Annotated in this window: 21 protein-coding genes; 11 read left to right on the top strand and 10 right to left on the bottom strand. The window is 69.5% G+C overall.

The window, feature by feature from the left end; genetic code table 11:
- Positions 1-30: 30 nt before the first annotated feature.
- The 6 genes from ACZ4N5_RS27380 to ACZ4N5_RS27405 all read right to left on the bottom strand — a co-directional run bounded on the left by ACZ4N5_RS27380 (position 31) and on the right by ACZ4N5_RS27405 (position 2,754).
- Entirely contained in the window at positions 31-360 is a 330-nt protein-coding gene (locus tag ACZ4N5_RS27380; RefSeq protein ID WP_467759694.1) for a hypothetical protein, read from the bottom strand.
- Positions 361-494: 134 nt separating this feature from the next.
- Positions 495-923: a hypothetical protein gene (locus ACZ4N5_RS27385; RefSeq protein WP_467759695.1), complete on the bottom strand. Its 429-nt coding sequence runs from the start codon at positions 921-923 to the stop codon at positions 495-497.
- Positions 898-1,194: a hypothetical protein gene (locus ACZ4N5_RS27390; RefSeq protein ID WP_467759696.1), complete on the bottom strand. Its 297-nt coding sequence runs from the start codon at positions 1,192-1,194 to the stop codon at positions 898-900. The genes ACZ4N5_RS27385 and ACZ4N5_RS27390 overlap by 26 nt, the downstream gene beginning before the upstream one ends.
- Positions 1,195-1,266: 72 nt before the next feature.
- A complete protein-coding gene (locus ACZ4N5_RS27395) occupies positions 1,267-1,608 on the bottom strand; it encodes a hypothetical protein (RefSeq protein ID WP_467759697.1) in 342 nt (113 codons plus the stop codon).
- 83 nt (positions 1,609-1,691) lie between these two features.
- Positions 1,692-1,895, bottom strand: a complete 204-nt coding sequence (locus tag ACZ4N5_RS27400; RefSeq protein WP_467759698.1) for a DUF397 domain-containing protein — start codon at positions 1,893-1,895, stop codon at positions 1,692-1,694.
- A 7-nt stretch (positions 1,896-1,902) separates the two neighbouring features.
- Positions 1,903-2,754: a helix-turn-helix domain-containing protein gene (locus tag ACZ4N5_RS27405; RefSeq protein ID WP_467759699.1), complete on the bottom strand. Its 852-nt coding sequence runs from the start codon at positions 2,752-2,754 to the stop codon at positions 1,903-1,905.
- Between the two features lie 230 nt (positions 2,755-2,984).
- Here ACZ4N5_RS27405 and ACZ4N5_RS27410 point away from each other — a divergent pair, with 230 nt between their 5' ends.
- The gene (locus ACZ4N5_RS27410) at positions 2,985-3,386 is read left to right on the top strand and encodes an ATP-binding protein (RefSeq protein ID WP_467759700.1); all 402 of its coding nucleotides are present in this window, start codon (positions 2,985-2,987) and stop codon (positions 3,384-3,386) included.
- A 32-nt stretch (positions 3,387-3,418) separates the two neighbouring features.
- Complete coding sequence (locus ACZ4N5_RS27415; RefSeq protein ID WP_467759701.1) at positions 3,419-4,321, top strand: hypothetical protein; 903 nt, start codon at positions 3,419-3,421, stop codon at positions 4,319-4,321.
- Between the two features lie 19 nt (positions 4,322-4,340).
- Here the strand turns inward: ACZ4N5_RS27415 and ACZ4N5_RS27420 are convergent, their stop codons facing one another.
- The gene (locus ACZ4N5_RS27420; RefSeq protein ID WP_467759702.1) at positions 4,341-4,826 is read right to left on the bottom strand and encodes a SitI3 family protein; all 486 of its coding nucleotides are present in this window, start codon (positions 4,824-4,826) and stop codon (positions 4,341-4,343) included.
- Between the two features lie 267 nt (positions 4,827-5,093).
- On the opposite strand from ACZ4N5_RS27420, the gene ACZ4N5_RS27425 reads away from it, so the two are divergent.
- The 4 genes from ACZ4N5_RS27425 to ACZ4N5_RS27440 all read left to right on the top strand — a co-directional run bounded on the left by ACZ4N5_RS27425 (position 5,094) and on the right by ACZ4N5_RS27440 (position 11,252).
- The gene (locus tag ACZ4N5_RS27425; RefSeq protein WP_467759703.1) at positions 5,094-8,159 is read left to right on the top strand and encodes a BTAD domain-containing putative transcriptional regulator; all 3,066 of its coding nucleotides are present in this window, start codon (positions 5,094-5,096) and stop codon (positions 8,157-8,159) included.
- Positions 8,160-8,340: 181 nt separating this feature from the next.
- A complete protein-coding gene (locus ACZ4N5_RS27430; protein WP_467759704.1) occupies positions 8,341-9,078 on the top strand; it encodes a prepilin peptidase in 738 nt (245 codons plus the stop codon).
- Positions 9,079-9,445: 367 nt separating this feature from the next.
- On the top strand, positions 9,446-10,645 hold the full coding sequence (gene mqnC, locus ACZ4N5_RS27435) for a cyclic dehypoxanthinyl futalosine synthase (RefSeq protein ID WP_467759705.1): 1,200 nt from the start codon (positions 9,446-9,448) through the stop codon (positions 10,643-10,645).
- Positions 10,646-10,652: 7 nt separating this feature from the next.
- Entirely contained in the window at positions 10,653-11,252 is a 600-nt protein-coding gene (locus ACZ4N5_RS27440) for a hypothetical protein (protein ID WP_467759706.1), read from the top strand.
- Positions 11,253-11,272: 20 nt separating this feature from the next.
- Here ACZ4N5_RS27440 and ACZ4N5_RS27445 read toward each other — a convergent pair whose 3' ends face one another.
- Complete coding sequence (locus ACZ4N5_RS27445; RefSeq protein ID WP_467759707.1) at positions 11,273-12,316, bottom strand: chitinase; 1,044 nt, start codon at positions 12,314-12,316, stop codon at positions 11,273-11,275.
- 402 nt (positions 12,317-12,718) lie between these two features.
- Between ACZ4N5_RS27445 and ACZ4N5_RS27450 the strand changes: the two genes are divergently transcribed.
- From ACZ4N5_RS27450 to ACZ4N5_RS27470, 5 genes are all read left to right on the top strand, one after another.
- A complete protein-coding gene (locus ACZ4N5_RS27450) occupies positions 12,719-13,081 on the top strand; it encodes a hypothetical protein (protein WP_467759708.1) in 363 nt (120 codons plus the stop codon).
- 19 nt (positions 13,082-13,100) lie between these two features.
- The gene (locus tag ACZ4N5_RS27455; protein WP_467759709.1) at positions 13,101-15,431 is read left to right on the top strand and encodes a bifunctional polysaccharide deacetylase/glycosyltransferase family 2 protein; all 2,331 of its coding nucleotides are present in this window, start codon (positions 13,101-13,103) and stop codon (positions 15,429-15,431) included.
- Entirely contained in the window at positions 15,432-16,862 is a 1,431-nt protein-coding gene (locus tag ACZ4N5_RS27460) for an acyltransferase family protein (protein ID WP_467759710.1), read from the top strand.
- Between the two features lie 419 nt (positions 16,863-17,281).
- Positions 17,282-18,802 (top strand): InlB B-repeat-containing protein, encoded by a 1,521-nt coding sequence (locus ACZ4N5_RS27465; RefSeq protein ID WP_467759711.1) that lies wholly within the window; start codon positions 17,282-17,284, stop codon positions 18,800-18,802.
- A 255-nt stretch (positions 18,803-19,057) separates the two neighbouring features.
- Positions 19,058-19,753, top strand: a complete 696-nt coding sequence (locus ACZ4N5_RS27470) for a demethylmenaquinone methyltransferase (RefSeq protein WP_467759712.1) — start codon at positions 19,058-19,060, stop codon at positions 19,751-19,753.
- A gap of 43 nt (positions 19,754-19,796) precedes the next feature.
- Here ACZ4N5_RS27470 and ACZ4N5_RS27475 read toward each other — a convergent pair whose 3' ends face one another.
- Both ACZ4N5_RS27475 and ACZ4N5_RS27480 read right to left on the bottom strand, forming a co-directional pair.
- Entirely contained in the window at positions 19,797-20,129 is a 333-nt protein-coding gene (locus ACZ4N5_RS27475) for a PASTA domain-containing protein (protein ID WP_467759713.1), read from the bottom strand.
- A gap of 81 nt (positions 20,130-20,210) precedes the next feature.
- Positions 20,211-20,717: a GNAT family N-acetyltransferase gene (locus ACZ4N5_RS27480; RefSeq protein ID WP_467759714.1), complete on the bottom strand. Its 507-nt coding sequence runs from the start codon at positions 20,715-20,717 to the stop codon at positions 20,211-20,213.
- Positions 20,718-20,759: the final 42 nt, after the last annotated feature.

Genomic DNA, 20,759 nt, shown 5'->3' on the forward strand with positions numbered 1-20,759 from the left:
GTCAGGTCGTCGGCCTCACCCGGACACCGCTCAATCCACGGCGATCCCGAGATCCCGCGTAAGGATCTCCAGCAGCCGTGTCTCGGGCACGGCCGGAACCCGGTACCGGGCCTTCCTGACGTGCGTGAGGAAATCCCGGGGCAGGGAGACGTGGTATTTGCCGAGGTAGTAGGGGAGGTCCTGGCGCCAGAGCCAGGTTCCGTCCGTGTAGAGCGAACCGATGCCGGACAGGTCGGGAGCGTCCGGGTCCAGGACATCGGGCCCCGCGCTCATCTCGCTCCAGATTCCCGCACCATTTCTGAGATAGGCGATGATTTTCGCCTCATCCGGTTCTCCCGTCGCGTTCACGGAGTCCCGCATGGGTCCGTCCAGAGGGAGTCCCCACCCCGGGGCGAGTTCGGAGAAGAACCCTGCGGGGCGAAGCGCCTGAGCCCTTCGGGCGCTGTCCTGCCCTCCGGGCTGTTCTCGGTGCGATCCGTCCGGGGTGTACTCCATCACTCACCCTCGTGGTCGAAGGTGACGGGGGCGTACGTCTTTGCGTAGGCAGCCAGAAAGACTCGCGCTTCATCGGGAAGCGGGAGGGATACCACGGCAACGTAGTCGAGAAGGCTTTTCGGTGCGTAATAGTCGACGAAACGGTATTCCACCCGGGCCAGGGCAGCCGCGTCGGCATACCGATGCATCACCCCGAGGGCTCTCAGAAGATCGGAAAGGCCGTACGTGCCGATCTCATCCCCGAGATTCACGGGAAGGCGATAGCGGGTCACATCGGAAGGCGAGGTCGGAAGGCCGCCCTCGCCGATGGTCTGGAGCTGTGCGTGGCCCAGACCGAACCACGGGCCGTTCTTCTTCACGACCATCCAGCGGTCGGAGACATGACTTTGAAAAATGTCGCACTCATTGCCGGAGAAGATGAGGAACATCCCCCAGGCCCATCCTGGTGAGCGGCGGAGGTGATCCGTCCAGGCCGACGACCTCTTCGTGTCCCGCCTGTACGAGCCGGACGAACTCGTCGCGGAATTGGCCACGCTTGCCTGATTGTTCCAGGCATGAGAAGTGGAGGTTGCCGTCGAGGAAGGAGGGGGAGGCGGCCCAGGGGTCCCGAACCAGGCGGTACCCGATGATCTCTCCGCTGTGGCCGTCGATCGGGGGAGCGGGCTCACCGCAGATCTGGCAGCAACTGATCTGAGGCACGGTTCTTCCTGCTGGAGGTCAGCTCTTGGGAGCCGTGGCGGCGGAGAGTGAGATGTCGCGAACGCCCGTGGGCTACTTCGGCCCGCCTCCGCCCCCTTTGCCGTCCTCCTGCTTCACTCCGTCCTGCACTTGCTTGGCCAGCTGGTCATCGAGCTTCTTGAACTCGCGGACGACGGCGTCGGACATCTTCGCGAGGGCGTCGAGGGCCTGACCGATGTCCTCGCGGCCGTCCTCCCAGCCGGATTCGAAGTCGTCCAGGGCGTCGTAGACCGTGTGATCGCCGAGGTCGTCCTTGTACGACTCGAAGAGCTTCTTGGTGTGGTTCAGCCGGGTCTTGATGTCCCGCAGCCGGCCGCCGTAGTCCTCCAGCTCGCTCAGCGGGAGCGCGAGGTCGCTCTTGCCACCACTGCCCATGTCCGTTCCCCCTTGAGTACGTGTGAACGTATCGCGTCGATCGTTGCTGGCGGAACGCCGAACGAGGCTTCGTCGAAGGGTTGTTACGTCCGGGGCGCGATGACCGCTCCGGTGCGTATCGCCTCCAGGAGATGGCTGACGGAGGCGGGGGTCGTGGTGAGGACCTTGCCGGGGTCGTCGGACTCGCGGAGGTGGAGGGTGGCGGGGGTGGAGGCGAGTTCGACACAGGAGTCGCCGTCGCCGGGGCCTGAGTAGGACGACTTCTGCCAGTTGGCGGGCGTGCTCATGGCTGCCTCACAGCTCCTTCGTCAACCTGTGGATGAAGTCGCGAGACCGATCGGCGCCCAGCGACACATCCTGCACCTTATGGAAGAGCGCCCGATAGGCGTTGAGTTGGGCTTCGGAGTCGATGAACGCGGCGCCCTGGGGTGCGTCGCGTACGACGGTGTCCAGTTTCGGCACGGCGCCTCCCGCATACGTCATGGCGCTCGTGGCGCCGCCGAACCCCTCCAGGTCGAAGGGGATGATGCGCACGGTGATCTGGTTGGCCTCGGAGAGTTCCAGCAGGTGGGTGAGCTGGGATCGCGAGGTTGCGCGGTTGCCGACCATGATGCGCAGTGCCGCTTCGTGGATGACGCCGTCGTACCGTGTGGGAGTGGGGCCTTCGAGTATCACCCTGCGTTGCATTCGGTGCCGTACACGCAACTCGATTTCGTCAGTCGGGAGTGCGGGCACGCGATAGGAGAAGACCGCGCGGGCGTAGTCCTCCGTCTGGAGAGGGCCTGGGATGTAGAGGAACTGAACTTCCCGCAGGAACGTTGCGTGATGCTCCAGTTCGGCGAGGTCGAGAAACGGTGTGGGCAGCAGGCCGCGGTATTGCTCCCACCAGCCGTGCGTCCGGTCGGTCGCCATGGCAACCAGGGCATCCACGAACGTTTCTTCCGTGCAGACGTACTGTGCAGCAAGGCGGCGCAGCCGCTTCTCGCTCACGCCGGCGAGGCCCGCCTCGATCTGGCTGATCTGCGCGGGGTTCACTCCGAGCAGGGTTGCCGCCTCTCGCGATGCGAGTCCTGCTGCCTCGCGGAGTCTCCGCAGTTCGGCCGCCAGGCGCGTCTGGCGTGCTGTTGCGTCGCGCCTCAAAGCCATGGGGTTCCCTTCTCAACGCGCCTGTGCGCGCGACTCGTTCGGGGGCAGATTACGCGACCGCCTTGCAGGACCTAAATAGATAGGTCTACCGTCGGTGACGCGAAGCTCACTCTGCGACATCCCGGACTCCGGAAGCGCACCACTCCGTCCTGCCATGACGGTTGTGACACTGCCACCGCCCGGCACCGCCGAACCCGGACAACTCCTCATTTCCCGAACGGAGTTCACGCATGCCCGCGACCGAACCCTGGAACTACGCGCTGCACATCCCCCAGGACGTCCGCGCGGTCACGGTCTGCCGCCGTACGGTCCGCCTGATCCTGACCCTGCACGGCCTGATCCGCCTCGCGGATGTCGCCGAGTTGCTGGCGGCGGAGTTGGTCTCCAACGCCGTACGGCATACGAAGGGCCCTGCGGCCCTGCGGCTGGCATGGCGGGACGGGGTGCTGCGGATCGGCGCGTGGGACGCGAGTCCGGTGCCGCCCCTGTACGACCTCTCCGTCACCGCCGAGGCGGAAGCGGGCCGGGGTCTCGTCCTGGTGCGGGCCTGCGCCGACGACTGGGGCTGGCATCCGCTGCGGCAGGGCGGCGACATCGGCAAGTACGTGTGGTGTGACCTGGCCGCGGCGTAATCGTTGATCACGTCGGACAGAAAGGAGGGCCGATGGTCAGCTCGTCGCACGAAGCACTGCACCGGATCTTCCAGAAGGACCCCGCGCTGCTGACTCGCGCCCTGCAACGCGTGCTGCGCATCCCGTTCCCCGAGCCACGCGAGTTCGCTGTCCTGAACGCGGACCTGACGGAGATCGAGCCCGTCGAGCGGCGCGTGGACACGCTGATGCGGGTGGAGACGGACGAGGGCACGTATCTCCTCGTCGTCGAGTCGCAGGGGAAGAAGGACGAGGACAAACGCGGCAGCTGGGCGTACTACCTCTCCTACCTCTACGCGAAGTACCGCTGCGAGCCGGTGCTCATCGTCATCACCCAAAGCAGCGCCACCGCGCGCTGGGCGGCCCGTCCCATCCGGCTCGGGCTGCCCGGGTGGCATTCGCTGACCGTACGGCCGCTCGTGCTGGGACCGGACAACGTTCCGGTGATCGCGGACGAACAGGAGGCCGAGCGGGATGTACCCCTCGCGGTTCTCTCGGCCATGACACATGGCAAGGGGCCGCAGGCTGCCGCCATACTGGAATCCCTGGCTACCGCCCTGCGGACCGTCGATTCCGAAAGCGCGGCGGTCTTCGTGCAGTTCGTCGACTCGTGCCTGGTCGATCCCCAGGCGAAGCAGATCTGGAGGGACCTGATGGCGACGATCAACTACTTCTTCCGGCACCCGGTGGCTGAGCAGGTGCGGGAGGAGGGCCGGGAGGAAGGCCGGGAGGAAGGCCGCGCCGAGTCCCACGCCGAGATGACGTTGCGCATTCTCGAGTGGCGCGGCATCCCGGTCTCGGACGCGGTCCGTGAGCGCGTCCACGCGAGCGCCGACCTGGAGCAACTCGAAACCTGGGCGAGGCGTGCGGTGAACGCGAGGACGGCGGAGGATCTGTTCGCCGACGATCGGCCCTGATCCGTCGCCCCTGACGGAGTCAGGCGATGTCCATGGTGTGGGTTTCCCGACGGTAGGGCTGCGTCATGAGGGCGAGACGCTGGGGGCGCCAAAGGTCTTTGTCCTCGCTCAGGGTCAGCTCACCGGATGTGCGAAGCAGCCAGACTTCCTCGTACTGAAAGTGCAGGACCGCGTCACCCTCGATCCGCTGCAGAAGGGGGGCCACCAGGCGAATCATGTCGTCCTGCTCGTCTGAGGCTTCGACCCCGGTGCCCAGACGGAATACCACGACCACTGTCGGCGTGAACCCGAGGTCGGTGACGATGGGGTCCCAGGGCTGCGGCGGCGACGACGCCACCACGCGCATCCACATGCCCAGCCGGGTTGCGGCGCCATCCCCTAGAAGTCTCTCGGCTGTGACCGTCGCGTCGAAGACACCGGTCTTCCTGCCGACTGCCTCTACCTGGGTCGCAACCTCGGTCGCTGACAAAGGCGTCGCGCAATTGAGGTGGTAGGCGATTGCCATGAATGCTCCTTCGGAAGCCGCCGACAAGGTGGTTGTGCGGGGATCGTGAGAACCGTGCCGTGGGTGTTGTGAAGGGTGTGAAGGGCGAACGGGCCCGGGGAACGCCGAGGCGGGACGGCAACTCGGTTCTAAGGGACGGTTGGTGATGAAACGGGCAGTTGGTCCCGGCTGGTCTCTGTCCGGCCTTCGACACCCTCCTTAGACTCTCAGTAGGCTCGGTTCACCCCCGAACTCACGCCCTTCCCATACGACCCCAGGACATCCGCCATGGCGCGACGCACCACTTCCAGTTCGACGGGCGGCTCGCCGGGTCCGAGGAATCGGACGCCGCAGCCCCTGCCCCGGCGTCGTCGGACGTTCGGGGACTTCGTGAAGGCGTTCGGGGCGTTGGTCGCCCTGCTGGTGCTGCTCGTCGGCGTGCCCGGCGCGCTGGTCGTCGCCGTGGGATGGCCGCTGCCGCACGGAGCGCCCTCATGGGACTGGCTCCAGCAGGAGATCACCGTCGGCACGTTCATCCACGTGCTGACGGTCATCGTCTGGTTCGCGTGGGCCCAGTTCACCGCGTGCGTGCTCGTCGAGGTGAAGGCCGCGCTGTCCGGCGTCGGGCTGCCGAACCGGGTACCGGGCGCCGGGCCGAGCCAGTTGCTGGCCCGTCAGCTCGTCGCGGCGCTGCTGCTCGTCGGCGCCGCCGCCGCGAGCTTCACACCGGGCCTCTCGCAGTTCGGCCAGAGCATGGAGGGCAACCAGCACGGTTCCGTCGCCGCCGCGCAGCAGACCCCCGGTGGGCTGTTCGGGCAGCAGCAGGAGCAGGCCGCCGCAGGCGTCGCCGCCGCGGTCGCCGAACAGGCCGCCAACGCCGCGTCCCAAGCAGACAGCGGCGCATCCGCCCAGCACGGCGACACGAAGTACTACCGGATCCAGCCCCCCGAGGGCAGGCACCACGACTCGCTCTGGGAGATCGCACAGCGGCACCTCGGTGACGGGCGCCGGTACAAGGAGATCTACCAGCTCAACAAGGACCGTACGCAGCCCGACGGGTCCAAGCTGTCCGAGGCCAGTCTCATCCGGCCCGGCTGGATCATGGAGATGCCCGGCGACGCCCACGGCGGCGAGCTCGTCGAGATGCCCGACGCGGCGCCCGGGGTCCCGCAGCAGGTCAAGCAGCAGATCCACGACTACTCCAGGACCGGCGATCACCAGCAGGCCGACGGCAAGCAGGCCGGCGGCAGCAACCGGCAGAGCGGCCAGGGCGACCGGGACACCGCGCACATTCACGTGCCCCAGCAGCGCGCCGGCGACGACCGCGGCGCCGACGACAGCCGGCAGCGGGAACACGCCTCCTCCGAAGCCGCGTCGAACGAACAGAGCGAACAGAACCAGCAGGGCGAACAGAACCAGCAGCGCCAGGGGAACGGGCAGGACGCGCAGGCCTCCGGGGAGAACGGGTTCGGGTTGCCCGAGGCCCTCGTCGGCGCGCCCCTCCTCGCCGCCGGCCTTCTCGGCGCCCTCGGCCGACGCCGCCGCCAGGCCCTGTGGCAGTCGGCACTCGGCGCGGTCGGCGGTCGCCGCGGCATGGAGCCGCCGGTTCCGACCGGGTCCGCCGCGGACGCCCAGGACGCGCTGCTCGTCGGCGCCGACCCCGAGGGCGTACGCCTCCTCGACCTGTCGCTGCGCGGACTCGCTGCCACTCTCGCCGGCGAGTCGCGCCCGCTGCCGACCGTCTACGCGGCCTGGCTCGGCGGCAACGGCGATCTGCACCTCCAGCTCGCCCAGCCGGCCGGAAAGCCGCCCGCGCCGTGGCAGCTCGGCCAGGACCAGACGTTCTGGATGCTGGCACGGGCCGACGCCGAGCGGTACGAGGAGGTCGACACCGCCGCCCCCTACCCCGGCCTCGTCAGCCTCGGCACCATGGACGACTCGCGGCTGCTGCTCAATCTGGAGTCCGTGCCCGGCATGGTCTCCTTGAGCGGAAGCGCGTCCGACCGCGCGGGCGTCTTCGCCTCCGTCGCCGCCGAGTTGGCCACCAACGGCTGGTCGGACCGCATGACGATCACGCTCGTCGGCTTCGGCGAGGACCTGACGCCGCTCGCGCCCAACCGGCTGCGCCACCTCGACGACGTCGAGGCGCTCGTCGAGACCATGGAGGCGGAGACACGGCAACGGCGCGGCGCGCTGGGTGCCGCCGGGCACGACTCCGTGCTCACCGGCCGCACCGGGCCCGCCCAGCACACCCGTTGGGCCCCGCACCTCGTGCTCCTGGCCGCCGAACCGTCCACCGAGGACGCCCTCAGGCTCGCCGAACTCGCCGCCGACGCAGGGAGGTTGGGAATCGGTTATCTCGTCGGAACCGAGTCCGGCGAACTCCCCGGCGCCGCCTGGGAGATGGAGATCACCCGCGAGGGCAAGCTGCTCGCACCGCTGCTCGGCCTCGAACTCGACGCGCAGATGCTGCCGGTCGCGCAGCAGCAGGCGGTCGTGGAACTCTTCGTCGAGGCCGACCCCGAGGGCGGGCCCGACGGCCCGACGGACTCCCCGCCGTTCCTCGTCGACATCAGCGAACAGGGGCGGCCCGCCGTGTACGCGCGGCTCGTGGGCCCGTACGAGATCATCGGCCTGGAGACCCCCGACGGCGAACGCAGCCCGCTGCTGCACGAGGCGCTGGCGCTGCTCCTGCTGCACCGCGAAGGGGTGCACCCGCGCGTGCTGTCCTCCGCGCTGTGGCCGCGAGGCGTCACCGAGGACGTGCGCGACGCGCTCGTCGAGCGGTTGCGCGGCTGGCTCGGCAACGACCCCGACGGCACACCCCGCCTGGGCACCGACGCGACCGGGCGGCTCACCCTCGCCAAGTCCGTCGTCTCGGACCTGGACGTGCTGCGCTCCCTCTACCACGAGGCGACGCAGGGCAAGGGCGTCAACAGCCGTGTGGTGCGCGGGCGGTTGCTCACCGACGCGCTCGTCCTCGTCCGCGGACCGCTGCTCGCCGACCGTCCGCAGGGGCGCTACGGCTGGCTCACCCACGAGATCATCGACGCCCAACTGCCGCTGCTCGTGGCGGACATCGGCCTCGCGCTCTCCGCGTTCCATCTGGAGAAGGACCGGGCGGAGAAGGCGATCGAGGCGCTGAACGCCTCGATGAACTCGGCGCCGGCGGACGAGCGGCTCTGGAACGAGCTGCTGCGCGCGACGCACGCGACGGGGGACAACGACCGGTTGAAGGGGCTCGCGGCCGATCTGGTTGCTCGCAGCGGGGCGCGGGGGCTGCCGCCCCGCACGGAGGCGCTGCTCGACGAACTGCTGCCGACCTGGCGGAGCGGTGCCGCCGCGGTGGGATGAGGCACGGCCGCTCCGGCGCCGCGGTCGCCCTCCGCTGTCGCCCTCCGCGGGGGCTGAAAGGCCGGGGCTTAACGGTCGGGCTGAAAGGTCGAGGCTTAACGGCCGGGACTGAACGGCCGGGGCGGGACTGAGGCCGGTGCCGTGGCTGCGGCCGTCGTAACGGATCTTCCTGGGGGAACGCGTGGATCTCGACCTCTGGCTCACCGTCGTGGCCGCGCTCTGGGGCGCGGCTGCGGGGCTCCTGGTGCCCCGGCCCGCGTACCGCTTCGCCGTCGAGCCGGACGAGCCGTGGCGGGACCGCTGTCCTGAAGGGCAGCCGATCACCGGGGCCGCGCGCGGGTGGCTGGGGCTCGCGCGTTCACCGGGCGGAACCCGGTACGGCCCCGGCGTCTTCCTCGTCTCGCCGGTCACCGCCCTGCTCTGCGCCGGGCTCGCGCTCGCGACCGGTACGCGTCCGGAGCTGGGCGTCTGGCTGCTGCTCGCGCCCCTTGGGGTGTTGCTCGCCGTGGTCGACTTCCGGGTGCAGCGGCTGCCGGACGCGCTGACCCTGCCGCTCGCGGTCGCGGCGCTCGCGCTGCTCGGGGTGGCCGCCGCCCTGCCCGAACACGCGGGGGAGTGGCTGACGGCGCTGTTCGGGGCGCTCGCGCTCGGGGGCGGGTACTTCGTGCTCTTCCTCATCAACCCGAACGGCATGGGCTTCGGCGATGTGAAACTGGCCCTCGGTCTCGGCGCGGTGCTCGGCTGGTACGGCTGGAGCGTGGTGATCCTGGGGACCTTCGCCGGGTTCCTGTTCGGCGGGCTCTACGGGATGGGGTTGGTGATCGTGCGGCGTGCGGGGCGCAAGACGTCGATCCCGTTCGGCCCGTTCCTGATCGCGGGCGCGTATGTGGGGCTTCTGATCGGGGCTTACACGGCCTGACGTCGGTCGGCGCGGCGCACTCGCAAGTCCTGGGGTCGCCAGGCACGTACGGACCGACGCGACCGGACGTCGGTCGGCACGGGGCCTACGCGACCAGACGGCAGTCGGCACGGCAGGCCCACGCTGCCGGACGTGGGTCGGCACGCATGGACCGACGCGACCGGACCTCGGTCGGCACGGGGCCGACGCGACCAGACGTCGGTCGGTTCACGGGGCCGACGCGATCGGACGTCAGTCGGCACGGCGGCCCAACCCGGCCGGAACTGCGGCGGCGCGGCGGCGTTACGCGGGCTGACGTCGGTCGGCGCGGTGGGCTGGCGTAGGGTGGTTGAGTCTGTCCACAACCCTTACGAAAGGGACGCTCCCGGTGACCGAGAAGGCCGACCTTCAGTCCGTCCTCGACCGTGCCGCCGAGGGTGGGCGGATCACCCCGGAAGAGGCGCTCGACCTCTACCGCGACGCCCCGCTCCACGCGCTCGGCGCCGCCGCCGACGCCGTACGCCGCCGCAGGTACGCGGGTACCGAGCACATCGCGACGTACATCATCGAGCGCAACATCAACTACACGAACGTGTGCGTCACGGCGTGCAAGTTCTGCGCCTTCTACGCCGCTCCCAAGGACACCGCCAAGGGCTGGACGCGCGACCTCGACGACATCCTGCGCCGCTGCGCGGAGACCGTCGAGCTCGGCGGGACGCAGATCATGTTCCAGGGCGGACACCACCCGGACTACGGCGTCGAGTACTACGAGAAGCACTTCGCCGCGATCAAGGCCGCCTACCCGCAGCTGGTCATCCACTCCCTCGGCGCGTCCGAGGTCGAGCACATGGCCCGGATCTCCAAGGTGAGCGTCGAGGAGGCCATCCAGCGGATCCACGCGGCCGGTCTCGACTCGTTCGCCGGCGCCGGCGCCGAGCTGCTTCCCGCGCGTCCGCGCAAGGCGATCGCCCCGCTCAAGGAGAGCGGCGAGCGGTGGCTGGAGATCATGGAGATCTCGCACGGGCTGGGCGTCGAGTCGACGTCCACCATGCTGATGGGTACCGGCGAGACCAACGCCGAGCGCATCGAGCACCTGCGGATGATCCGAGACGTACAGGACCGGACGGGCGGCTTCCGCGCCTTCATCCCGTACACCTACCAGCCCGAGAACAACCACCTGAAGGGCCGCACGCAGGCGACGCTCTTCGAGTACCTGCGGATGATCGCGATCGCCCGCCTCTTCCTCGACAACGTCGCCCACATCCAGGGTTCCTGGCTGACCACGGGCAAGGAGGTCGGCCAGCTCTCCCTGCACTACGGCGCGGACGACCTCGGCTCGATCATGCTGGAGGAGAACGTCGTCTCCTCCGCCGGCGCCAAGCACCGCTCCAACCGCATGGAGATCATCGACCTGATCCGCAAGGCGGGCCGCGTCCCCGCCCAGCGGACCACGACGTACGAGCACATCGTCGTCCACGACGACCCGGCGAACGACCCGGTCGACGAGCGCGTCATGTCCCACATCTCCTCGACGGCGATCGAGGGCGGCACGGCGCACCCCGAGCTGAAGCTGCTGGCCTCCAACTAGCCGCGCCGTGCTGACACTTCACGTAGCCGAGCAGTCGACCGGGACCTCGGTCCTGGTCGACGGGGCAGCCGTCGCCGCCGTCGGCCCGTACGAGGAACTGGCCGCCGCCCGTCCGGACGCGAAGGTGCGGCGCTGGCCCGGCATCCTGACGCCGGGCCTGCTCAACCCGTACGGCCCGGAGCTCCTGGAAGGCATGTACCACCCGGACCCGCGCGAGGCCGAGGGCTTCGGCACCGAGCCCATCGGCGGGGAGCGGGCCAAGCGGATCTTCCGCGCCGATCCCGCACGCGTCGGCGCGAGCGCGCGGCGCGGGATCCAGCGGTTGCTGGCGCACGGCACGGTGGCGGTGGCCGGGGAGTTGCGGGCGCGAGCCGTGGTCGACGCGGTGCGCAGGGCCGGCCTCGTGGTGGGACGGCGGCCGGACCTGCTCCCGGGACCGGCGGCACTGTCGCCGAGCCCGCTGATCGTGCTGCCGGGGCTGGTGCCGGGCGGTCCCGCCCGATTCGCCGTGTTCGACGTCGCGGACCGCGCCGAACTGGTCCGGCGCGGTGCGGGGACCTGCGTGGCGACCGTGATCGGCGGGCGACTGGTGTACCGCAGCCGCTGATCACGGCACGTGTCGTCGGCTCAGCCCGCGAACACCTTCGCGAACGCCCCCGAACTCTGCTTCACGCCACTGCAGTCGGTCGCCGCGTCGCCCGCCGTGGCGCTGCCCTTCTCGCACTGCTGGTCCCGGAACGTCGACCACATCGACACCCAGGCCACCCCCTTCTTCTCCGCGAACGCCCGTACCTGCGCCGCGTCCGAGAGGCCGAACGTCTCGTTGTCCACGTCGTTGACGCCGATCATCGAGGTGAGCGCGAGCCCCCGCCAGGCGTCGGAGTCCGACAGCCCGAACACCTTCTTCAACTGGGCGTGGGCCGCCTCGGCGGACGTGATCGCGTAGTCGCCCATGTCGTCGGCGTACGAACTGCCGTAGTTCATGGTCATGATGTTGACGGTGGAGACGTCCACGGAGTGGTCGTTGGCGGACTCCAGGAGTGCCAGGCCGTCTTCGTCGAGGCCGGACGGCATCACGGGCAGGGTGAAGGACACCGTGAGATCGGGGCGCTTCTTCTGGAGCAGCGCGATGGCCTCGGAGCGCAGCGCGACCGAGTCGGAGTCGCTCAACTGGGTGCCCTCGATGTCGAAGTCCGCCTGCGTGGAGCCAGCGGCGTCCAGCGCCGCGCCGTAGGCCGCCGCGAGGTCGCTAGCGCTGTCGCACGTCGACGCCAGCTCCTTGCCGGACGCGCCGCCGAACGACACCCGGACGCTCGCCCCGGCCTTCTTGAGCGCCGATGTCCGGGACTTCACGGCCGCGTCGCCGATGGCGTACATCCCGTCCCACTTCGGTGTGCAGCCGCTGCCGTCGGAGATCACGAAGGCCAGGTTGTAGGTGGTCGGCGAGCCTGCCGAGTCGGTGTCGGCGGCGGTCGTGGCGCTCACGTACGGGGCGTACGACGTGGCCGACGACTTCGTCGTGCCCGGGTTCGGTGACGCTGCCGCGGCCGTCGTCCGACCGGGCCGCGCGGACGCCGCGTCCGAGGCGCCGCCGCCACCCGAGGAGCACCCCGCGCAGGCCAGGGCCACCAGGCAGACGACCCCCGCGGCCGGCTTCAGGAAACTCCGCATTGTGCACGCACCCGCTCTCGTGAGCTCTCGTGATTTCTGTCCCAGGACGGAAACAAACGGTCGTTCCCCGACTGGAAATGTGTCACACCCGGACCGGAATACCGAATGGAGATCATGCATGGGAATACCGAGGGAGAGTGCCGGCAAATGGGGTGATCCGGACTGTGAAATGGTGCATAACTTCCATATCCATCAGGGTTGAGCTGCGCGGATGTTCTTGGATTCTCACAGAGAAAATACAGGTTGAGGCATCTCTCATGGGCCGCTCACACGGAAGGCAGAGTTTTTGACACATAAACGCGTCCTACCGTCTGCGGAATGCAATCCGAGTCCGCCATCGAAAACCATGCCCCTGTGCGTGGCCGCCGCCGCAAACGCGGTAGCGGGGCCATGGACGGCCCCGTGTTCGTTGACAACTCCGGGCGCCGCGCCCGCCTGCTGAGCAGAATCGGCATGCTCGTCGGCGTCGTCTGCCTCGGCTACGCCGTCGTCCTCGGCATGGCCTTCATGGGCTGGGGCACCTCGCTGACGTCGTCCTCGCTCCTCCCCTTCGACGGTGGCCGGGCCGGCTCCGCACCCGGCGGGGGCTACGGCATGCGGCAGGGCGGCACAGCGGCCCCCGGCGGCGTTCCGTCCGGAGCGCCCACCGGCGCCCGGGACGGAGCGCCCACCGGCACCCCGCCGTCGGGTCCGCCCACCGGGTCCGCGCCCTCCTCCGCTCCCACGACAACCGCCGGGGCGTCCGCCTCTGCCGGCGCCAACTGACGGGGACGCACCCACCCTCATGACCACGACGACGCCCGCGCGCGGCCGTCGGCGCGCCCCCTCCAAGATGGAGCGGGCCGCCGGCAAGGCCGCGGCGCTGCAGAAACCCCGTGTCATCCTCGCCCTGCTGCTCCTGCTGGCACTCATCAGCGTGATGCTGCTCGACGGCTATCTGCGCTCGGAGATCGGCAACGACGCCCGGGTCCGCGACGGAGCGGCCTACGACAAGGTCCCCGAGAAGATCCTCGACGGCGGGCCCATCCTGAGCTTCGCGGGCGGCACCGCGAAGACGCAGTCCGTGCCGAAGAAGACCATCGTGCTGACCTTCGACGACGGGCCGACCGCGAACTGGACGCCCGAAGTCCTCAAGGTCCTGGAGGAGAACGACGTCGAGGCCACCTTCTTCATGGTCGGCTCGATGATCTCCCGCTACCCGGACGTGGTGAAGAGCCTGGTGGACCAGGGCAACGAGATCGGCATCCACACCTTCACCCACGTCGACCTCTCCTACCAGAGCACCGCCCGCCTCCAACGAGAGCTGAAGCAGACGCAGTTGGCCCTCGCGGGCGCGGCCGGCGTCACCACCACGCTGTTCCGCGCCCCCTATTCGTCGGAGATCAGCGCCGTCGACAACTACAGCTGGCCCGTCTACAAGGAGCTCGGCAGCCTCGGCTACACCAGCGTCTTCGTCGACACCGACAGCGACGACTGGAAGAAGCCGGGCGTCTCGAAGATCGTCCAGTGGGCGACGCCCAAGAAGAACCAGGGCGCCATCGTCCTCATGCACGACGCGGGCGGCGACCGCTCGCAGACGGTCGCGGCGCTCGGCGCGTACATCAAGAAGATGAAGGCGAAGGGCTACACCTTCACCACCGTCAGCGGCGCCCAGGCCAAACTGAACCAGGCCGCGTTCCGGGCCCGCGGAACCGGAACGGCGACCGGTTCGAACCTCCCTTCCGGTCAGCAGGCGAACGGCGGGCCGGCGAACGGGCAACAGGCAGGGCCCGGTTCGGCGTCGGGTCTCACCGCGAGCGGCGCCGCGCAGTCCGCCCAGCGGAAGGCCACCGGCGCGACCCTCTACGAGGGCAAGGCGCTCGTCTATGCCGTGGCGGTCGCCGAATGGGTCGTACCGGCGCTGTCCTGGTTCCTCGTCGTCGTCGGCGTCGCCGTCATGGGCCGGTTCGGGATGATGCTCGTCCTCGCCCGCCGCCACTATCGGCAGCGCAACCGCAGACGCGGCAGGGGCGGCAGGTTCAGCTGGGGGCCGACGGTCACCCGGCCGGTGACCGTGATCGTGCCCGCGTACAACGAGAAGGAATGCATCGCCAACACCCTGAGATCGCTGGCGAAGAGCACGCATCCGATCGAGATCATCGTGGTGGACGACGGTTCCGAGGACAACACCTCCGAGATCGCCGAGTCGCTCGGCATGCCGAACGTCCGCGTCATCCGGCAGGAGAACGCGGGCAAGCCCGCCGCCCTCAACAACGGTGTCCGCAACGCGCGTTACGACATCGTCGTGATGATGGACGGCGACACCGTCTTCGAACCGGACGCCGTGCACCAGCTCGTGCAGCCCTTCGCCGACCCGGAGATCGGGGCGGTCGCGGGCAACGCCAAGGTCGGCAACCGCAACACCATGATCGGCGCCTGGCAGCACATCGAGTACGTGATGGGCTTCAACCTCGACCGCCGCATGTACGACCTGCTGCGCTGCATGCCCACCATCCCCGGCGCCATCGGCGCGTTCCGCCGGGACGCGGTGCTGGAGGTCGGCGGCATGAGCGAGGACACGCTCGCCGAGGACACCGACATCACCATCGCCATGCACCGCGCGGGCCGGCGGGTCGTCTACCAGGAGCACGCCAAGGCCTGGACGGAGGCGCCCGGTTCGTTCAAGCAGCTGTGGTCGCAGCGCTACCGCTGGAGCTACGGCACCATGCAGGCGCTGTGGAAGCACCGCAAGTCGCTGACGGACAAGGGCCCTTCGGGCCGCTTCGGCCGCGTGGGCATGCCGCTGGTGGTCCTCTTCCAGATCGTCACGCCAGTGTTCGCGCCGCTCATCGACGTGTTCACCGTCTACTCGATGATCTTCGTGGACTTCCGGGCCGCCCTCCTCGCCTGGCTGGCCGTCCTCGCGGTCCAACTGATCTGCGCGGCCTACGCGTTCCGGCTCGACCGGGAGAAGTACCGCTACCTCGCGATGCTGCCGCTGCAGCAACTCGCGTACCGCCAGATGATGTACCTGGTTCTGATCCACTCCTGCGTCACGGCCCTGACCGGCGGCCGCCTCCGCTGGCAGAAGCTCAAGCGCACGGGCGAGGTCGGAACCCCGGCAGGAGTGAGCTAGATGACCTGGGGCGCGGAACAACCGGGACAGCAGCGGTACGACGACGAACACGGCCCCGGATACGGGTACGCCCCCGTGTACGACCCCGGGTACGGGCAGCCGTACGACCAGCCCCGGCCGTACGGACAGCAGCCCGAACAGCCGGTGCGGTATCAACAGCCGTTCCGGTACGAGCAGCCGGTCCGGTACGAGCAGCCGGTGCCGTACGAGGAACAGTGGCAGTACGGTCCCGAGACCACTCTCGCGAACCCTCCGCAGCCCCCTGCCGAGAACCTTCCGCAGCCCCCACCCGAGAATCCCCCGGAGGGGCCCGCCCCGAAGGCGGAGACAGAGGCGGAGGAGACGGCGAGGGCGGAGGAGACGGCGAGGGCGGGGGCGGGGGCGCCGGCGAAGGCGGCAGGGAGCCGCGACCGCTACTTCGACGCCCTCCGCGCCGTCGCCCTGGTCCGCGTCGTCAGCTACCACACCTTCGGCTGGGCCTGGGCCGGCCTGGTCTTCCCGTCGATGGGCGTGATGTTCGCGCTCGCCGGCACACTGATGGCCAAGTCCCTGGAGCGCCCGGCGCTCAAGGTGGTCAGAAGCCGGATGCGGCGACTGCTGCCGCCGTTCTGGTTCTGGGGCGTCTTCGTCGTGATGGCGATGATGATCCACGGCTGGATGCCGGGCTGGCAGATCGTGTTCTGGATCGTCCCGGTCGGCGACCCGCCGGGAAGCCAGTGGGGCGTGCAGGCCTGGGAGATCCTCTGGTATCTGCGGACCTACCTCTGGTTCGTACTGCTTTCCCCCCTGCTCCTGAAGATCTTCCGCATGGCCCCGATTCCGGTCCTGCTGCTCTCGCTCGCCCCGATCGTGGTCTTCCAGTACGGCTGGCAGCCGTCGGACGACCGATTCGGCAGCGCCCTCACGGACCTCGCCACCTACCTCTTCTGCTGGCTCGTCGGCTTCGCGCACCGCGAGGGGGTGCTCCAGCGCCTGAAGCCGGTCGCGGTGGTCCTCGTCTCGCTGGCCGCCCTCGCGTTCGGCGGCTGGTACGCCCTCGCGCACCAGGCGGAGTTCGGCACCTACGACCTCGACGAGGTCCCTCTCGCGCAGGCCTTCTGGTCGGCGGGCTTCGTGACGCTGCTGATGTACTTCAAGGCCTACTACGACGTCGACTTCGCCTGGCTGGCCCGCTTCAAGCGGCTCGACCGCACGGTGACGATCTTCAATGGGCGGGCGGTGACGATCTACCTCTGGCACGAGATCGCGCTGATCCTGGCCGTCCCGCTGATCGACCAGTTCTGGAAGGTGCCGGCCTTCGAGAAATGGCTGCCCCTGGAGAGCCAGTGGTTCATGTTCGCGATCGGCTGGGCGCTGATCTGGACCGCGATCCCCCTGTTCGGCTGGGTCGAGGACGTGGCCGCCCGGAAGAAGCCCAAACTCCTGCCGTGACGGCCACCCCGAATGCGGGGAGTTGGGCCGTACCCGAGCGCGTCGGCCCTGCGGACCGGAGACGCGGGGCACTCTCCCTTTGGCGGCGCCCCGGCGTATTCGCGCAGGTCGGAGCAGCGGCCGGACCGCCGGACAGCCGGACCGCCGGACAGCCGGACCGCCGGACAGCCGGACCGTCGGACAGCCGGACCGCCGGACAGCCGGACCGTCGGACAGCCGGGCAGCTGCGGGAGACGATGACAGGCCCCTGAATCGAGCCCCGGCGTCCGGATGGTGAGGTGGTCCGACTGGGCCTGGCCAGGCAGGTATCAGAGTGAACCTCGCCCCGGTTGGCCGTGTGCGGACGTGTACAACGGGCCGGGGGCGATCTTGGTTACGGAGCATGGGGAGAAACCCCGACAGAGAGGCTGACGTACCTCATGCGTCGTTCCCTGCTCGCCGCCTCCACCGCGGCGACCGCCCTCACCGCCGCCCTGGCACTGGCCCTGAACACACCTGCCGCCGCCGGAGCCGTCGGCCCGCAGGACCACGAGCCCTGGGTGAAGCGCAGCGCCGTGATGCGCACGGATCCCAGGGACTTCCATTCCCTGTGCGGCAAGCAGAAGGACGGGATTCCCGAGCGCCGCACCTTCCCGCTCTTCGACCACGGCAAGGGCTTCACGGCGGTCGAGGACTTCAAGCGCCTGGAACCGGACGGCACGGTGTTCTGGGCCGGCCACGACCCGAGACATCCCGAGAACACCATCTCCGTGGACATCATCGGGGCCTGCGTCGCCGGGCCGGTCACCCTCTCCGGCGAGATCGAGGCCGGCTTCCGCCAGTACCTGTACAAGCCGTTGGCCAAGCGTCCGGGCCGGTACCTGCTGCAGGAGATCGACTCCCTGAAACTGCCCCCCAGCGGTCACGGTGTCGACACCGTGACCATGCCGAGGAGCAAGCCGGCGCCGCACAAGCCGGGTCTGCGGGTCGCCACCCCCGACAACCCCGCGGCCATCGACATCGTCGTCGCCTACACCCCGGCCACCGTCACCGAACTCGGCGGGGTCGCCGCGGTCCAGAGCCGGATCGACTACGGCGTGAACCAGCTCAACAGGGCACTCGCGACCAGCAACGTGCCGGCCAGCGTGCACGTCGTCAACTCCTACGAGACCCAGGCGACCGGCGTTCCCCGCGAGAACGCCGGGACCTTGCTGAACATGATCAGCAACCCCAGGAACGTGACCCTGGGCGTCACGGCAGCTGCCCAGCGGGCGGCATTCGGCGCCGACCTGGTGGCGCTCATCGCCGCCATCCCCCCGGAGGACAGCTCCGGGCAGGCCAACCTGCCCAACCCGGCGGGCACGACGACCAGCAACAACGCGTTCTCGGTCACCAGCGCCTTCTCCATCACGGCGTGGGAGAACCTCGCGCACGAGATCGGCCACAACTTCGGTCTGATGCACGACCGCGAGACGGTGTTGGCCCAGGGGGGAACGACTCCCGCGGGCACCTTCAACTACGGCTGGGTCACCCCCGACCAGCGGCACCACACGATCATGGCCTACTCCAGTGCCTGCAACCTGCCGTGCACGGTCGTCAACCAGTACTCGAACACCGAGAACCTGCTCAACGGCCAGGCCCTCGGTGACGCGAACAACAACAACGCCGCCGTCGCGACACAGGCCGCCGAGTTCCTGGCCGGCTACCGCACCTCCCTGGTCACCGACCGGCTCTCTCTCGACCTGGCCGCCAGCCCCGCCGGCGGAGGCAGCCTCAGGCCCAGCGAGTTCGGTCCGTACGACCCCGGTACGCAGGTCACCGTCACCGCCACGCCCAACGCCGGCTTCCAGTTCAGCGGCTGGCAGGTCGACGGCGTACTGCAGGCCGACACCACGCCGAGCTACACCATCACCATGAACGCCAACCACAGGATCGTCGCGCTCTTCACCGCGACCAGGTAGTCCGTGCGGTAGTACACAGCCATCGGCAGACCCCCGATCGGCCGGCGGCGCACACCAGGGCCGCCGGACAGCGCCGTACCCTCCCCAGGTTCACGGGGCGGGTGCGGCGCTCTTCCTCGTGCGCGAAAAGGCAGCCCCCTGACCGGCGCGAAGAACCACCTGGTGGGAGCGCCCCGAGCAGGTGTCCCCGACAGGCGCCCGAATCTGCGGCCGGGCGCCGGAGAGTCGCACGGCCCGTACTGCCACAATGGGACCGTGACCCGCGCATCCCTGGACAAGCAGCCGCACGAAGTCGCCTCGATGTTCGACGACGTGGCGGAACGGTACGACCTGACGAACGACCTGCTGTCGCTCGGCCAGGACCGGGTGTGGCGCAAGGAGGTCGCGAAGGCGGTCGACGCGCGCCCCGCACAGAAGATCCTGGACCTCGCGGCCGGCACCGCGACCTCGTCCCTCCCCTTCGCCCGCACCGGCGCGTACGTCGTCCCCTGCGACTTCTCCCTCGGGATGCTCCGCGTCGGCAAGCGGAACCACCCCTGGCTGCCGCTGACGGCCGGTGACGCGACCAGGCTGCCCTTCAAGGACGACACGTTCGACGCGGTCACGATCTCCTTCGGGCTGCGCAACGTGCAGGACACCGACACCGCGCTCCGCGAGCTGTACCGCGTGACGAAGCCCGGCGGACGCGTCGTGATCTGCGAGTTCTCGCACCCCACCTGGGCGCCGTTCCGCACGGTCTACACCGAGTACCTGATGCGCGCGCTGCCCCCGGTCGCCCGTGCCGCCTCCTCCAACCCCGACGCGTACGTCTATCTCGCCGAGTCCATCCGCGCCTGGCCGACCCAGCCGGAACTGGCCGATCGGCTGCTCAAGGCCGGCTGGTCGAAGGTGGCCTGGCGCAACCTGACGGGCGGCATCGTGGCCCTCCACCGGGGCTACAAGCAGGCCTGAACCGCTCGGCCCGCCCACCCAGCGGGAAGACCGACCGGATGCGCTACCTGAGGACCTCGAACGGGTCGCCGGGCTCGTCGAGTTCGCGGCGCAGCCCGCCCGACGGCGGACGGAGCGGCCGGGGTTCACGCACTCCGGCGCCGCCCTCCGCGTCCCCGAGGTCGAACCACACGGTGACGACGGCTCCGCGCGGCACTTCGGCCCCGGGCTGCGGAAATTGCCGTACGACGTAGTCGACGACCGTCCGATGGAAATCGGGCCGGTCGGGCGCGGCGAGCAGCACACCTCGCGCCTCTGCCGTCTCACGCGCGTCCACGGCCATCAGACCGACGAGCCGCGGTACGCGCACTTCGGGTGTCTTGGGTGTTATGCGCACGGACGTCACCCCCAGCGGTACCGGAAGGGTAAGCCTCGCCCGTGCCCTTCCGGAAGCCGTGAGAAGACCCGCCGGACTCGGTCAGAGGGCCAGTCGGTAGCGGTGGCCCTCCTGCGCCGACGCGGGCAGCGTGAACCGCTCCGCGAGCTCCATGCCGAGCCGTTGCGTCACCGCGATGGAACGGGCGTTGGCCGCGTTGACCATCGCGACGACGTCTGTGACGCCCGCCGCGCGGACCCGCTCCAGGGTGGTCCGCGCCGCCGCCGTGACGTATCCCTTGCCCCAGTGCGCCCTCCCCAGCCGCCAGCCGATCTCGATCTGCCCGGCCGGCCCCCAGGCGTGCGGCCACGGCTGCGCGCCTGTGAAGCCCAGAACCTCGTCTCCCGGGCCGACCATCGTCCACAGGCAGAACCCGTACTCCGCGTCGTGCCGCCGCTGGCGCGCCGTGAGTTCCTCGTAGACGGACCGCTCGGCCGCGCGGCCCCCGTGGAACTCCATGACCTCCGGGTCGTCGAAGACCCGGTGCCAGGCGAGAGCGTCCTCGTCGGTGGGGACGCGCAGTCGTACATCGGGGAGAGCTCGGTTCACGGGGCAGCCCTTCAGCCAGGTGATCGGTACCGCTGCATAGAC

The sequence above is a fragment of the Streptomyces sp. NPDC026500 genome, from assembly GCF_055567635.1.

Bases quoted from the DNA above. Each gene is read 5' to 3' on its own strand.
- ACZ4N5_RS27380 (WP_467759694.1), bottom strand. From the start codon at position 360: ATGCGGGACTCCGTGAACGCGACGGGAGAACCGGATGAGGCGAAAATC.
- ACZ4N5_RS27385 (WP_467759695.1), bottom strand. From the start codon at position 923: ATGTTCCTCATCTTCTCCGGCAATGAGTGCGACATTTTTCAAAGTCAT.
- ACZ4N5_RS27395 (WP_467759697.1), bottom strand. From the start codon at position 1,608: ATGGGCAGTGGTGGCAAGAGCGACCTCGCGCTCCCGCTGAGCGAGCTG.
- ACZ4N5_RS27400 (WP_467759698.1), bottom strand. From the start codon at position 1,895: ATGAGCACGCCCGCCAACTGGCAGAAGTCGTCCTACTCAGGCCCCGGC.
- ACZ4N5_RS27405 (WP_467759699.1), bottom strand. From the start codon at position 2,754: ATGGCTTTGAGGCGCGACGCAACAGCACGCCAGACGCGCCTGGCGGCC.
- ACZ4N5_RS27410 (WP_467759700.1), top strand. From the start codon at position 2,985: ATGCCCGCGACCGAACCCTGGAACTACGCGCTGCACATCCCCCAGGAC.
- ACZ4N5_RS27415 (WP_467759701.1), top strand. From the start codon at position 3,419: ATGGTCAGCTCGTCGCACGAAGCACTGCACCGGATCTTCCAGAAGGAC.
- ACZ4N5_RS27420 (WP_467759702.1), bottom strand. From the start codon at position 4,826: ATGGCAATCGCCTACCACCTCAATTGCGCGACGCCTTTGTCAGCGACC.
- ACZ4N5_RS27425 (WP_467759703.1), top strand. From the start codon at position 5,094: ATGGCGCGACGCACCACTTCCAGTTCGACGGGCGGCTCGCCGGGTCCG.
- ACZ4N5_RS27445 (WP_467759707.1), bottom strand. From the start codon at position 12,316: ATGCGGAGTTTCCTGAAGCCGGCCGCGGGGGTCGTCTGCCTGGTGGCC.
- ACZ4N5_RS27455 (WP_467759709.1), top strand. From the start codon at position 13,101: ATGACCACGACGACGCCCGCGCGCGGCCGTCGGCGCGCCCCCTCCAAG.
- ACZ4N5_RS27460 (WP_467759710.1), top strand. From the start codon at position 15,432: ATGACCTGGGGCGCGGAACAACCGGGACAGCAGCGGTACGACGACGAA.
- ACZ4N5_RS27465 (WP_467759711.1), top strand. From the start codon at position 17,282: ATGCGTCGTTCCCTGCTCGCCGCCTCCACCGCGGCGACCGCCCTCACC.